Below are 13,045 nucleotides of genomic sequence, written 5' to 3'. Positions count from 1 at the left end.
CGTCGTGTCGAGGACTGCCGCGATCAGGATCGCCGCCGCTGTGCTGGCGACGATCATCGTGGCGTTCACGATATTTACTTATTTGTCTTACACCGCCGCGTTCACTCCCACCGACACCGTGACGGTGACGTCGTCGCGGGCCGGCTTGGTGATGGACAAGGAAGCCAAGGTCAAGTACCGGGGTGTCCAGATCGGCAAGGTCGAAGACATCGCGTATTCCGGTGATCAGGCGAAGTTGACGCTGGCGATCAACCGCGACCAGCTTCGTTACGTACCGTCAAACGCGTTGGTGCACATCGGCAGTACCACAGTGTTCGGCGCGAAGTCGGTGGAATTCATTGCGCCGCCTCAGCCAAACCACACGCCACTACGCCCAGGCGCCATCGTCCAGGCTCAGGCCGTGCAACTGGAAGCCAACACGCTATTCCAGACCCTGCTCGACGTGCTGCACAAGGTCGACCCGATACACCTGAACGCAAGTCTGACAGCGATCGCAGAGGGCTTACGTGGTCATGGCGACGACTTAGGTGCCAGTCTGGCTGGGTTGAATCAGTTTCTGGCGCAGCTGAATCCGAAACTGCCGACGGTTGAGTCGGATATCGCGCAGACGGCGAAGGTCGCCAACATCTACGGTGATGCGGGCCCGGATCTGGTCACCGTGATCAACAATGTGCCGACGATCAATCAGACGATCATCGATGAGCGGGACAACCTGAACGCGACGCTGCTCGCGACCGTCGGTCTGGCCAATGAGGGATCGGCCACGCTCGAACCAGGGGCGGACGATTACATCGCCGCGATCCAGCGGTTGCGGGCGCCGCTGAAAGTGCTGGGCGACTATTCGCCGGAATTCGGCTGTCTATTGCAGGGCACGAGGATTGCTGCTCAGCGCGGGGAACGGGTGGTCGGCGGAATGAAGCCGGGTGCAATGGTGAGCTCCAGCTTCGTGCTGGGCGTGCCGTCGTACACCTACCCAGAGAGCCTGCCCATCGTGAACGCCTCCGGCGGACCCAACTGCCGTGGGCTACCCGACATCCCGACCAAGCAGTGGGGCGGCTCCTGGTACAGGGCGCCATTCCTTGTCACCGACAACGCCTATATCCCGTACGAGCCGTTCACGGAGGTCCAGGTCGACGCGCCGAATACGCTCCAGTTCCTCTTCAACGGCGCATTCGCAGAACGGGACGATTTCTGATGAGCGCCGGCGCGAAGAAGCGGGGGCACTGATGTCCCACAGAGGGCTCGTGATCAAGGTCAGCATCTTTGCGGCGGTCATGCTGTTGGTGTCCGCTGCTTTGGTAGTGATCTTCGGCGAGTTCCGATTCGCCTCCACCAGCACCTACCACGCCACCTTCACTGATGCGGCACGGCTGAAGAGCGGCAACGACGTGCGGATCGCCGGCGTTCCGGTGGGCAGTGTCCGAGATGTGAAGCTAAACCCCGACAACACCGTCGACGTGGCGTTCACCGTCAACAAGAAGTATCAGATGTACACGTCAACACGTGCACTGATCCGATACGAGAACCTGGTTGGCGACCGCTACATGGAAGTCACGGCGGGGCCTGGTGAGCTTCGAAAGTTGCAGCCGGGCGGCACACTCGACATCGACCACACCCAGCCCGCGTTGGATCTCGATGCCTTGCTCGGTGGCTTGCGTCCCGTGGTCAAGGGCCTCAACGGTGCGCAGGTCGACCAGATCAGCAATGCCATCCTCGAGCTGCTCCAGGGTCAGGGCGGTGCCTTGACCCAATTGCTCTCCGACACTGGAACATTCAGCCAATCCTTGGCCGACCGCTATCAGGTGATCTCCGAGGTGATCCACAATCTCAACACGGTGCTCGGGACCCTTGACGAGAAGAGCGCACAGTTTGATGCCAGTGTGGACCAGCTCCAAAAGCTGGTCAGTGGACTGGCGCAGGGGCGCGACCCGATTGCCGGGGCGCTTCCCCCGCTGGCGTCCGCCGAAACGGATCTGACCGACATGCTGGTGAAATCACGGCGGCCGCTGCAGGGCGTCCTTGAGAACCTTCGTCCGTTGGCTACCGAACTCGACAACCGCAAGGGTGACGTGAACCGGGTCCTCGAACCGCTCGCCGAGAACTACTTGCGGCTCAACTCCCTTGGGGCATACGGGTCCTACTTCAACTACTACATCTGCTCGGTGGCGCTCAAGTTCAACGGGCCAGCGGGAAGCGACATCATCATGCCGATCGGCGGCGTCCCGGATCTGTCGAAGGGCAGGTGCTCGGAAAATGGATAAGACGCTGCGCTCGGGCATCTTCGGACTCGTGATCGTCATATGTGTCTTGATGGTCGCGTTCGGCTACTCGAAGCTGCCGTTCTATCCGCAAGGGAAGTCATACGAGGCCTACTTCGCGGACGCGGGAGGCATTTCGCCGGGTAATGACGTCAACGTCTCCGGCATTGCGGTGGGTAAGGTGACCGGCGTCGCGCTCGCGGGCGACGTGGCGAAGGTGACGTTCACCGTCAACCGCAAGGTCCGGTTGGGTGATCAAACGCTCGCATCGATCAAGACCGACACCGTACTGGGCGAGAGGTCGCTGGCGGTGACCCCACGAGGCGGCGGGTCGGTGACGTCAATTCCTCTGGGGCGCACCACAGTTCCCTACACACTGAATATGGCGTTGCAGGATCTTGGTCAGAACGCCGGTGAACTCAACAAGGAACAGTTGACTCAAGCTTTGGGTGTGTTGACCGATTCCCTACGCGACGCAACCCCCGAGCTGCGTCGAACCCTCGACGGGGTGGCCTCGCTGTCTCGCAGCATCAACGCCAACGATGAGGCGTTGGGCCAGCTGTTGACCCGCGCGCAGTCGGTGACCAAGGTGCTCGCCGACCGGGCCGGTCAGGTGAACCAGCTCGTCAACGACGGTAATCAACTGTTCGCCGCGCTCGACGAGCGCCGTGCCGCACTGAGTACCTTGATTGCCGGCATCGACGATGTGTCACACCAGATTTCGGGATTTGTCGCGGACAATCGTCGCGAGTTCGGTCCGGCTTTGAAGAAGTTGAATCTCGTACTGGACAATCTCCTCGAGCGCCGCGAGCACATCAGCCAGGCGCTGCGGCGGTTGCCGCCGTATGCCACAGCCCTCGGCGAATCGGTCGGATCCGGTTCGGGCTTCAACGTCAACCTCCCCAATGCCGTACCAAACATTCCGCAGCAGGAGCTATTACTGGACCTCTACTTCCAGCCGGGCAAGGTTCCGGACAGCCTCGCCGATTTCATCCGCGGATTCATCGACGAGCGGATGATCGTAAGGCCGAAGTCGCCATGAGCCGCTGGCTGCGTTTCGGAGTCATCAGTGCCCTGGTGGTGGCACTCATCGGCGGCATCTACATGGTGTGGCCGCGAGTCGGAACATACCGCGTAGTCGGCTATTTCACGTCGGCAACCGGCCTTTATCCGGGCGACGATGTCCGTGTGGTCGGCGTGCCGGTCGGCTCGATCGAATCGATCTCGCCGGAAGCCAATGCCGTCAAGATCACGATGAGGGTGCAGGACGGCGTCAAACTGCCCGCCGATGCCCGTGCGGTGGTCATTTCGCCGAATATCGTTGCGGCGCGGTTTATTCAACTCGCGCCGGCGTACAAGAGCGGTCCAGCGATGAAGGACGGCGGCAGTATCGGGTTGGAGCGCACCGCAGTGCCGGTCGAGTGGGACGACGTCAAATCCGAATTGACGCAACTCAGCCAGCAGCTCGGGCCGCAGGCCGGTCAGGTTCAAGGCCCGTTGGGCGCCTTCATAGACCAGGCCGCAGATACCTTCGACGGAAACGGCGACTCGTTCCGCCGAGCTCTGCGCGAGTTGTCGCAGACCGCAGGGCGGCTGGGTGACTCGCGCACCGACCTGTTCGGCACGGTCAAGAATCTGCAGATCCTGATCGACGCACTGTCGAGGAGCAACGATCAAATCGTCCAATTCAGTGGGCATTTGGCTTCGGTGTCCCAGGTTCTGGCCGACAGCTCGGCGGGTCTTGATAACACGCTGGGCACCCTCAACCAGGCCTTGTCGGACATCCGCGGTTTCCTCAGCGAGAACAACGCGACCCTGATCAGCAGCGTCAACAAGCTGACTGACTTCACCAGCCTGCTGTCGAACCAGAGCGACGACCTAGAGCAATTACTGCATGTCCTGCCGAACGCGATGGCGAATTTCTACAACATTTACAACCCGGCGCAGGGCACCGCGAATGGTCTGTTGAGCTTGCCGGAGTTCACAAACCCGGTGCAGTTCATCTGCGCCGACTTCGACGGCGCAGGGACAACCGACAATTTCAAACGCACCGAGATCTGCCGCCAGCGGATGGCCCCTGTGCTGCGGCGCTTGACGATGAACTACCCGCCCATCATGTCGCATGGAATCAACACGATCACTGCGTACAAGGGCCAGGTCATCTATGACACCCCGGCGACGCAGGCCAAGGCACAGACCTACATCCCGTATCTGCAATGGGTACCCTCCGAGGGACGGCTCCCGCCGCGATCCGGCGAGGGCGGCGATGTCAGTTCATTGCTCCTGCCACCGAACCCCGTTCCGGGCCCTCCGCCACCGGCGCAGCCGTACACGCTCGGCCCAGTGGTGCCCCCGGAAGGACCAGCGCCCGGTGCGCCGCCGCCTGCCGCGGCCGGCGCGCTCCCCGCCGAAGCGCCGGTTCCGGCGGACGCGGTACCACCGATGCAGCCGGTCACTCCTCAACAGTCTGGAGGCGGCGGATGACACGAAAGTTGATGGGCCTCAACGTCGGTCGCGCAACTCGCCGCACGACTGTCATCGGTTCGGGCGTGGTACTGCTGGCCGGCTGCCAGTTCGGCGGGTTGAACTCGCTGAACATGCCGGGCACCGTCGGCCATGGCGCTGGCGCTTACTCCGTCACCGCGGAGCTGCCGGATGTAGCCACGCTGCCGCAGAATTCGCCGGTGATGGTCGACGATGTCACTGTCGGCAGCGTGTCGGGCGTCGAGGCCGTACAGCGAGCGGACGGCACCTTCTACGCGGCGGTGAAACTCTCTCTGGAACGCAGCGTCAGATTGCCGGCCAACGCGGTCGCAAAAGTCGGACAGACGTCGTTATTGGGCTCGCAGCACATCGAGCTGTCGGCTCCAGTAGGTCAGCCGCCGGTTGGCGAGTTGCGTGATGGGTCGCGCATCCCCGAGAGCCAGGGTGGCCGCTACCCGACCACCGAGGAAGTGCTTTCCGCGTTGGGTGTCGTCGTCAACAAGGGCAATCTTGGTGCGCTGCAAGACATTACGCAAGAACTCTCGGCCGCGGTTGCCGGGCGTAACGGGCAGTTCGCTGACCTGATTCCACGGCTCGCCGACCTGGCCGCCTCGTTGAATAGGCAAACCGACGACATCATCAGCGCCGCCGAAGGGCTTAACCGTTTCGCCGGAATACTGGCGCACCAAGAGGACAGCCTGAACCGCACACTGGACACGCTTCCGGGAGCGCTGCGGGTGCTCAACGACAACCGGGCGACCATCGTCGACGCGTTTGCCGCGCTGCGGAGGTTGGCCACGGTGGGGGCTCGGATCCTCGCGGAGACGAAGAATGATTTCGCCGCGGAGACGAAGGACCTGTACTCAGTCATCAAGCCGATCAACGACAACCGTTCGGCCCTGGTGGACTCCTTGGACTTCCTGGCGACCTTCCCGTTCCCCGGCAAGAACTTGAAGCGGGTGGCCAGGGGCGACTACTTCAACATCTTCGAAGTGTTCGACCTGACCCTTCGCCGGCTCGGCGAGACGATCTTCACGACGTCGTTGGGGCTGGATCCCAACATGAAGCACATAGACGAGGTCGTCAATCCGCCGGACTTCCTGGTCGGGGAGATGGCGAACCTCTCAGGGCAGGCCGCAGATCCATTCAAGATCCCGCCCGGTACCGCGTCGGGTCAGGAGGTGCCACCTCAGTAATGCTGAACCGAACTGCGCGAATCCAACTCGTCGTCTTCGCCGTCGTGACTGTGCTCACCGTCGCGGCGATCTCGCTGTTCTACTTGCGGGTACCGGCTCGGCTGGGAATCGGCGCCTATCAGGTCACGGCGAACTTCGTCGCCGGCGGCGGCTTGTATCAGAACGCCAACGTCAGCTTCCGCGGTGTGCAAGCCGGACGCGTTGAGTCCGTGAAGCTGACCGACGACGGCGTCGCCGCGCAGTTGCGCCTCAACAGCGACATCAAGATCCCGGCGAACTCGACGGCGACGGTCAAGAGCGTGTCTGCCATCGGCGAACAGTACGTGGACTTCGTACCGCCCGAGCACCCGTCGCAGGCGGTGTTGGGCGACGGTGCAGTCATTCCGAAGGAACGGACCGCGATCCCGCAGGACGTTGCCGAGCTTTTGCACCAGGCCGACCAGTTGGTGAGCAGTCTCAACAACACCCGCCTTCAGGACCTGCTGCGCGAGAGTTTCAAGGCGTTCAACGGCTCCGGGCCGGAATTGGCGCGGCTGATCCGATCTGCGCGGTTGTTCATCGATGAGGCCAACTCGAGCTGGCCGCAGACCTCGGCGCTGATCGACCAGGCGGGGCCGTTCCTGGAGGCGCAGATCCGTAGCGGCGACGACATCCGGTCCTTCGCGGACGGACTCGCGCGCTTCACGACCGAAGTGGCCAACGCCGATCCACAGGTGCGGTCAGTGCTGTCGAACGCACCATCGGCGGCCGATGAAGCCAGTCAGACGTTCCAGGGCATTCGGCCGTCGTTCCCGGTGCTCGCGGCCAACTTGGCGAACTTCGGCCGCATCGGCGTCATCTACAACAGGTCGATCGAACAGGCGCTGGTCATTTTTCCGGCGCTTCAGGCGGCCCTCCTCACCATCGGCGGCCAGTTGCCCGCAGATGAAGGTGGCAAGCAGGACTTCAAGATCTCCATCAACGACCCGCCCCCGTGCAATGTCGGCTTTCTCTCGCCGATGGATATTCGGACACCAGGCGACACGACCTTGCGCGAGTTGCCGACGGACCTTTATTGCAAGGTGCCCCAGAACGATCCGAGCGTGGTGCGAGGCGCGAGGAATTACCCGTGCCAGGAGTTTCCCGGTAAGCGCGCGCCAACGATTCAGCTCTGCCGGGATCCAAAGGGATACGTGCCGCTTGGCAACAATCCGTGGCGGGGGCCGCCAATACCGACCGGCACACCGGTGACCGATCCACGAAACACCTTGCCGCCGAACAAGTTCCCATACATTCCGCCGGAAGCCGATCCCGACCCGGGGTATCCGGTGCCACCGGGCTTGGTGCCACCGGGGATTCAACCTGGCCCGGGACCTGCGCCGCATCAACCGTGGCCATATATCCCGCCGCCGAATGACAACGGGCCGCCGCCTCCGGCGACTGCGTGGATACCACCGGCGCCGTACCCGGATGCATGGCCGCCGCCGGCCAATCCTCAACCGCCGTTTATGTTTCCGGGGCCTTATAACCCGGTCGCACCGCCACCGGGCCCGGCTCCGGCACCGCCGCCGCCGCCGGCGCCTGCGGACCTGCCGCCGGCGGCGGTGAGCCCGCCCCTGGCAAGCGGAGCCGCATACGGCACGTACGATCAGCACACCGGTGTGTTCGTCGACCCGGCCGGCGGTACAGGCGTGTTCGCACCAGGTGACGCTGACTTGCGGCCACAAGAGAATTGGGTAGATCTCATGCTTTATCCGAGGCAGACCTGATGACATCCACTCCCACTCGCCCGCAACAGGCCGCGCGCCGCCGCGCGTCCAGGGCGGCCGGTCCCGCGAACGGCAAGTCCGCCGAGACCATGGCCGTGCGTATTGAAACGCCGGCCTCGGGCAGTGCAACTCCTGCTCGGACGTCCCTTAAACCTGCGGCACCCGCACGCCGGCCGGCGAACCGTCGGCTGGTGGCGATCATTGCGCTGGCTTTCGGGTTTGTCGCGACGGCCCTGCTCGGCGCTGCGGTGTCGCTGATGGTCGTGCAGAAAAATCACACCGAAGCTGTGCAGGCGCGCAACCAGCGGTTCGTCGACACCGCCACGCAGACGGTGATGAATATGTTCAGCTTCAAGCAGGACAACATCGATGACAGCGTCAACAGGCTGTACAACAACACCAGTGGACCGTTGCGCGACATGCTCGGCCAGAACAACAACGTCGAGAACCTCAAGGCGATTTTCCGGGACACCGGTGGCAGTTCCGAAGCTGTGATACTCGGGGCCGCGCTGGAAGGCATTGACGGCATTAGTGATAACGCGTCGGTGCTCGTATCCGCGCGGGTCACGGCGAGCGACATGAACGGGAACAACAGGCCGTCGCAACCGTACCGACTGCGGATCGTCGTGCATGAGGGCGACGACGGACGGATGACGGCCTACGACCTCAAGTACCCCAACGGGGGGAACTGATGCGCTGGCTCGTGAGTGGCATTGCCGGCCTACTGACCGCTGCGTTCGTGGGGTTGGCCGCGGTGGGCGGTTGGATGTACTGGCAACGAGTGGAGATGCGCGGTGAGCAAGCCGCCCGGGATGAGCTGGCGCCGCTTGCGCAGAAGGAAATCCCTGCCGTGTTCAATTACGACTACAAGACCGTGGAGCGAAGCCTCACCGACGCCTACAAATTGCTGACGCCGGACTACCGCAAAGAGTTCGAGAGTAAAGCGAATTCAGACATCATCCCGCAGGCGCGGCAGCGGGAAGTGGTGAGCCAGGCCAACGTCGTCGGAGTCGGAGTGATGGACGCGCAGCGCAACTCCGCAGCGGTGATGGTGTACATCAACCGGACCGTGTCCGACAAGTCCAGTCGCGACCGGCCGATCTACGACGGCGCGCGACTGCGCGTGGAATACAAGCGCATAGACGGCAAGTGGCTGATCAACTACATCGCTCCGATTTAGTCGCTTCTCGTGGCGGCCAGTGCATCTAGGAACGAACGCGCCCAGCGGTCGACGTCGTGGGCGAGCACCTGCCTGCGCAGGGCGCGCATCCGCCGTCGGCCTTCTTCGGGTGTCTGATTCAGCGCGGCCTCGATCGCGTCCTTGACGCCCTCGAGGTGATGCGGGTTGGTCAGATAGGCCTGACGGAGTTCGGCTGCGGCGCCGGTGAATTCGCTGAGCACCAACGCGCCGCCGAGATCGCTGCGACAGGCCACGTACTCCTTGGCCACCAAATTCATACCGTCGCGCAGCGGGGTGACGAGCATGACGTCGGCCGCGACGAAGAATGCGATCAGCTCGTCGCGCGGCACCGGCCGGTGAATGTAGTGGACAATCGGATGGCCCACTTCACCGTATTCACCGTTGATGTGGCCGACCTGGCGTTCGATGTCCTCGCGCATCTCGATGTAGCTCTCGACGCGTTCGCGGCTCGGCGTCGCCAGTTGCACCAGCACAGTGTCGTCACGCTTGGCGCGGTGTTCGGCCAACAGCTCCGAAAACGCCCGCAGCCGAACGTCAATGCCCTTGGTGTAGTCAAGCCGGTCGACCCCGAGGAGGATCTTGCGCGGGTTGCCGAGCTCGCTGCGGATCTCGCGTGCCCGCTGCCGGATGCTTCGTGAGCGCGCCTGCTGGTCAAGAGCCGTCGAATCGATGGAGATCGGGAATGCGCCGACTTTGACGGTCCGGAAGCCGACGTTCACCTCGCCGAAGCGCGACCGCACACCGATCGTGGCGCGTGAGGTGTTCGCACCGACGAGTCGCCGCGCCAGGATCAGGAAATTCTGCGCACCTCCTGGGAGGTGGAAGCCGACGAGATCGGCGCCGAGCAGGCCCTCGATTATCTCTGTCCGCCAAGGCATCTGCATGAACAGCTCCACCGGCGGAAACGGGATGTGAAGGAAGAAACCGATTGTGAGGTCGGGCCGGAGCATCCGCAGCATCTTCGGAACAAGCTGCAGCTGGTAGTCCTGTACCCACACCGTGGCGTCCTGTGCCGCCGTCTTGGCGGTGGCTTCCGCGAAGCGACGGTTGACCTCGACGTAGCGGTCCCACCACTCGCGGTGGTAGATCGGCTTGACGATGACGTCGTGGTACAGCGGCCACAGCGTGGCGTTCGAGAAGCCCTCGTAGTATTCGGCTATGTCGTCGGCGGACAACCGCACCGGGCACAGGCGCATGTCGTCTTGGTCGATCGGTTCCTCATCGACATCAGGAATGCCCGGCCACCCAATCCACGCGCCGCGGCGCCGCCGCAGCAACGGCTCAAGGGCAGTAACGAGCCCGCCTGGGCTGCGTTTCCACTCCAGGCTGCCGTCCTGCAGGCGTTCCATGTCGATGGGCAGCCGATTGGCCACCACGACGAAGTCGGATTCCCCGGAGCCGACCGGCTGGCCGCCCTCCGGAGTCACTTACGCCTCGAGCTTCGCCGGTCCAATGCCGAGCATCGACAGGAACACCCGGCACTCGTCGGCGTCGGTGGCATACGCGGCGACGACGCGACGCGCCTGGCGTGCGGTGCTGTCGGCTAGCGGCTCGACGTCGCCGATCTCGGCGGGGTCAGATTTCGCGGGCATACGACAACTCTAGGCGACGACGCGGCCGCCCGGACTCGCTGGTCGCTCTACGGGCTCGAACTGACGCTCGAATGCGGCACGGCTTGAGGCCCTGCGGCCTCGGCTTCCTCGGCCAGACCGATGCACTGGCCCGAGTTCGCGCCCGTGCACGGAATGGAGCCGCCACCACCCGGCACGCTGACGGAGGGCAGGCTCGGATTCCCGGGGGTGCTGCTCAGCGGCGAATTGGGGACGGTGTGCGGCAGGCACTCGCCTGTGTAGAGGTCTTCTTCTTCACCCGCCGGGCAGGCCAGCGGAACGGAAGCGGTGGGCATGGTGAAGACGGCGATCGCGGGAGCGGTGGCAACTGCGAGCGCAAACCCCCCGGCAATGATCACTCGTCGTGCTGAAAGCTCAAAAGTCGCCATCGTCACGCTTTCTCTAGTTATTGACTAGGTCGTCGAACGGATTGTATGGAAGCTGGCAGAAATCTGCACAACTTCCGCGAGTTCCCTGTGAATTCGCGTCGACGACTTCCGTGCGTCAGCGTGGCCGATTACGGGCTGCTGCTGATGGTCGAACGTGGCACCGGCTGTGGACCTGCGGCCGCCTCATCTTCGGATAGGCCGATGCACGCTCCCGAATCGTGACCGGTGCAGGGGACACCTTGAATTTCCGGAATGTCAGGATTGGCCGCTGTCGTGGTGAACCCCTGCGGCGAATTCGGCACCAGAATCGGGGTACAGGTCGTCGTGAAGACGTCTTCTTCCTCGCCGGTATCGCAGGCCGCCACAGCAACGACATGATTGGGTTGCGCCACGAGAACTACGGCTGGCGCGGCTGCGACCGCCAGAGCAAACCCGCCCGCGAGAACGAATCGTGCGGATATCGGATATATCGCCATTGCGCCGCCTTCTGATTGTTTGTTTGTTCGCGCAATTGTATGAAGGCTGAAAGGAGTCTGTGCGCATTCGGCGGGTTCATGAAAACCGTGTCGATTCAACGCACGACAAAAAGCCGGAGCACATTCGTGCGCCCCGGCTTTTGATCTAGTGCTCGGGTTACGGGCTGGAGCTGACCGACGAGTGCGGTACCGCGATCGGACCTTCCGACTGCTGCTCCTCGGACAGGCCGATGCACTGTCCGGAATTGGCGCCGGTGCACGGGATGTTGTCGACCTCCGGCAGCCCGCCCGGTGACGTGACTGCGGGCGAATTCGGCACTAGCTCAGGGGTGCACATCCCCGTGAACGTGTCTTCGGATTCCCCACTGGGGCATGCGGTGATTGAAGGGGTCGACGTTCCAGCCGTCGGAACCGCGAAGACGGCGACCGCCGGCGCTGCGGCCACTGCGACCGCAAATCCACCCGCAAGGAGTAGTCGTCGTGCTGGAAGCTTCAAGGTCGCCATCATCACGCTTTCTGTAGTTATTGCTGGTAGCGCAGACATTACGCCCAGCACACGAATACCGCCGTGTCAACGTCAATAAAAGTGGTGCGGCTGTCCCATTTCTGGGAACACGCTGTCAGCTAGCTGTGACACCCGCCCGTTACGGCTTGCCGTGGCACCGTAATGTGCATGGCGTAGATAGTTTTCCAAGCGAACGAGGTGGTCCGCTGTGGCGATCCCTGATCTGACAAGGGCCGAACAGGCTGACGGCGATGCGCCTCGGCAGGTGACGTACGAGACGCTCGACGAAGGGCGGATCGCAAGGATCTGGCTGAATCGCCCGCAAGCGCAGAACGCCCAATCGAGAACGCTTCTGGTGCAGTTGGATGAGGCGTTCGGCCGCGCCGAGGCAGATGATCAGGTGCGGGTGGTCATCCTCGCGGCCCGCGGCAAGAACTTCTCGGCCGGACACGATCTGGGCTCCGAGGAAGCGCTGCTCGAGCGCAAACCAGGCCCCGCGCAGCATCCGACCTTTCGTTCGCACGGCGGCACAGTCCCGGCGATCGCGGAGAGGACCTATCTGCAGGAGTGGCACTTCTTCTTCGAGAACACCCGTCGCTGGCGGGATCTGCGAAAGATCACCATCGCTTCGGTACAGGGCAACGCGATTTCCGCGGCGCTGATGCTGATCTGGGCGTGTGATCTGATCGTGGCCGCCGACGACGCAAGGTTCAGCGACGTTGTCGGTGTGCGGATGGGCATGCCGGGTGTTGAATACTACGCCCACCCATGGGAATTCGGCCCACGCAAAGCCAAAGAGCTTCTGCTGACTGGTGATTCGATCGACGCCGACGAAGCGTATCAGCTCGGCATGGTGTCGAAGATCTTCCCGCGCGCCGAACTCGAGGACAAGACGCTGGAGTTCGCCCGCCGCATCGCCGAGCGGCCGACGATGGCCGCGCTGTTGATCAAGGATTCGGTCAACGCGGCCAGCGATGCGATGGGCTTCACCGAGGCGCTGCGACACGGCTTCCACATCCACGAGCTCGGCCATGCGCACTGGGCGGCGCACAACGAGAACCGCTACCCCGTGGGGCTGCCGCCCGACGTTCCGGACTGGCGGACGCTGGGAGCGCCGAAGCCTGCACGCCGCGACGAGCCGTGACGTATAACTAGAACCTGTTCTAGTTATACGACGA

Annotated in this window: 13 protein-coding genes; 9 read left to right on the top strand and 4 right to left on the bottom strand. The window is 63.2% G+C overall.

The features are described from left to right. The first annotated feature begins 4 nt into the window (after positions 1 to 4). Genes ACWW36_RS06110 through ACWW36_RS06075 form a run of 8 tightly spaced genes read left to right on the top strand, consistent with a single transcriptional unit; the run spans position 5 to position 8,866 of the window. Positions 5 to 1,195 (top strand): MCE family protein, encoded by a 1,191-nt coding sequence (locus ACWW36_RS06110; RefSeq protein WP_456140696.1) that lies wholly within the window; start codon positions 5 to 7, stop codon positions 1,193 to 1,195. Between the two features lie 31 nt (positions 1,196 to 1,226). After that, positions 1,227 to 2,261, top strand: a complete 1,035-nt coding sequence (locus ACWW36_RS06105; protein WP_456140695.1) for an MCE family protein — start codon at positions 1,227 to 1,229, stop codon at positions 2,259 to 2,261. Continuing rightward, on the top strand, positions 2,254 to 3,300 hold the full coding sequence (locus ACWW36_RS06100) for an MCE family protein (protein WP_456140694.1): 1,047 nt from the start codon (positions 2,254 to 2,256) through the stop codon (positions 3,298 to 3,300). The genes ACWW36_RS06105 and ACWW36_RS06100 overlap by 8 nt, the downstream gene beginning before the upstream one ends. After that, a complete protein-coding gene (locus ACWW36_RS06095; protein WP_456140693.1) occupies positions 3,297 to 4,742 on the top strand; it encodes a virulence factor Mce family protein in 1,446 nt (481 codons plus the stop codon). Before ACWW36_RS06100 ends, ACWW36_RS06095 begins: the two co-directional genes overlap by 4 nt. After that, a complete protein-coding gene (locus ACWW36_RS06090) occupies positions 4,739 to 5,938 on the top strand; it encodes an MCE family protein (RefSeq protein WP_456140692.1) in 1,200 nt (399 codons plus the stop codon). Before ACWW36_RS06095 ends, ACWW36_RS06090 begins: the two co-directional genes overlap by 4 nt. Then, the gene (locus tag ACWW36_RS06085; RefSeq protein ID WP_456140691.1) at positions 5,938 to 7,686 is read left to right on the top strand and encodes an MCE family protein; all 1,749 of its coding nucleotides are present in this window, start codon (positions 5,938 to 5,940) and stop codon (positions 7,684 to 7,686) included. Before ACWW36_RS06090 ends, ACWW36_RS06085 begins: the two co-directional genes overlap by 1 nt. After that, positions 7,686 to 8,378 carry a mammalian cell entry protein gene (locus ACWW36_RS06080; protein ID WP_456140690.1) on the top strand — a complete coding sequence of 231 codons (693 nt, stop codon included), beginning with the start codon at positions 7,686 to 7,688 and terminating at the stop codon, positions 8,376 to 8,378. The genes ACWW36_RS06085 and ACWW36_RS06080 overlap by 1 nt, the downstream gene beginning before the upstream one ends. Further along, positions 8,378 to 8,866: a mammalian cell entry protein gene (locus ACWW36_RS06075; RefSeq protein ID WP_456140689.1), complete on the top strand. Its 489-nt coding sequence runs from the start codon at positions 8,378 to 8,380 to the stop codon at positions 8,864 to 8,866. The genes ACWW36_RS06080 and ACWW36_RS06075 overlap by 1 nt, the downstream gene beginning before the upstream one ends. On the opposite strand, the gene ACWW36_RS06070 is transcribed toward ACWW36_RS06075, so the two are convergent. The 4 genes from ACWW36_RS06070 to ACWW36_RS06055 all read right to left on the bottom strand — a co-directional run bounded on the left by ACWW36_RS06070 (position 8,863) and on the right by ACWW36_RS06055 (position 11,867). Then, entirely contained in the window at positions 8,863 to 10,314 is a 1,452-nt protein-coding gene (locus ACWW36_RS06070; protein ID WP_456140688.1) for an alpha,alpha-trehalose-phosphate synthase (UDP-forming), read from the bottom strand. The genes ACWW36_RS06075 and ACWW36_RS06070 overlap by 4 nt on opposite strands. Continuing rightward, positions 10,315 to 10,479 (bottom strand): hypothetical protein, encoded by a 165-nt coding sequence (locus ACWW36_RS06065; RefSeq protein ID WP_456140687.1) that lies wholly within the window; start codon positions 10,477 to 10,479, stop codon positions 10,315 to 10,317. Positions 10,480 to 10,526: 47 nt separating this feature from the next. Then, the gene (locus tag ACWW36_RS06060; RefSeq protein ID WP_456140686.1) at positions 10,527 to 10,886 is read right to left on the bottom strand and encodes an intersectin-EH binding protein Ibp1; all 360 of its coding nucleotides are present in this window, start codon (positions 10,884 to 10,886) and stop codon (positions 10,527 to 10,529) included. Between the two features lie 633 nt (positions 10,887 to 11,519). Continuing rightward, on the bottom strand, positions 11,520 to 11,867 hold the full coding sequence (locus ACWW36_RS06055; RefSeq protein WP_456142377.1) for an intersectin-EH binding protein Ibp1: 348 nt from the start codon (positions 11,865 to 11,867) through the stop codon (positions 11,520 to 11,522). Positions 11,868 to 12,075: 208 nt separating this feature from the next. Here ACWW36_RS06055 and ACWW36_RS06050 point away from each other — a divergent pair, with 208 nt between their 5' ends. Then, positions 12,076 to 13,011 carry an enoyl-CoA hydratase gene (locus ACWW36_RS06050; RefSeq protein WP_456140685.1) on the top strand — a complete coding sequence of 312 codons (936 nt, stop codon included), beginning with the start codon at positions 12,076 to 12,078 and terminating at the stop codon, positions 13,009 to 13,011. The last annotated feature ends 34 nt before the right edge of the window (positions 13,012 to 13,045 follow it).

The sequence above is a fragment of the Mycobacterium sp. MMS18-G62 genome (assembly GCF_053877835.1).
Note: the sequence above shows the minus strand (reverse complement) of the source record. Positions and strands in the feature narration are given on the sequence as shown.

Bases quoted from the DNA above. Each gene is read 5' to 3' on its own strand.
- ACWW36_RS06105 (WP_456140695.1), top strand. From the start codon at position 1,227: ATGTCCCACAGAGGGCTCGTGATCAAGGTCAGCATCTTTGCGGCGGTC.
- ACWW36_RS06100 (WP_456140694.1), top strand. From the start codon at position 2,254: ATGGATAAGACGCTGCGCTCGGGCATCTTCGGACTCGTGATCGTCATA.
- ACWW36_RS06095 (WP_456140693.1), top strand. From the start codon at position 3,297: ATGAGCCGCTGGCTGCGTTTCGGAGTCATCAGTGCCCTGGTGGTGGCA.
- ACWW36_RS06090 (WP_456140692.1), top strand. From the start codon at position 4,739: ATGACACGAAAGTTGATGGGCCTCAACGTCGGTCGCGCAACTCGCCGC.
- ACWW36_RS06085 (WP_456140691.1), top strand. From the start codon at position 5,938: ATGCTGAACCGAACTGCGCGAATCCAACTCGTCGTCTTCGCCGTCGTG.
- ACWW36_RS06080 (WP_456140690.1), top strand. From the start codon at position 7,686: ATGACATCCACTCCCACTCGCCCGCAACAGGCCGCGCGCCGCCGCGCG.
- ACWW36_RS06075 (WP_456140689.1), top strand. From the start codon at position 8,378: ATGCGCTGGCTCGTGAGTGGCATTGCCGGCCTACTGACCGCTGCGTTC.
- ACWW36_RS06065 (WP_456140687.1), bottom strand. From the start codon at position 10,479: ATGCCCGCGAAATCTGACCCCGCCGAGATCGGCGACGTCGAGCCGCTA.
- ACWW36_RS06060 (WP_456140686.1), bottom strand. From the start codon at position 10,886: ATGGCGACTTTTGAGCTTTCAGCACGACGAGTGATCATTGCCGGGGGG.
- ACWW36_RS06055 (WP_456142377.1), bottom strand. From the start codon at position 11,867: ATGGCGACCTTGAAGCTTCCAGCACGACGACTACTCCTTGCGGGTGGA.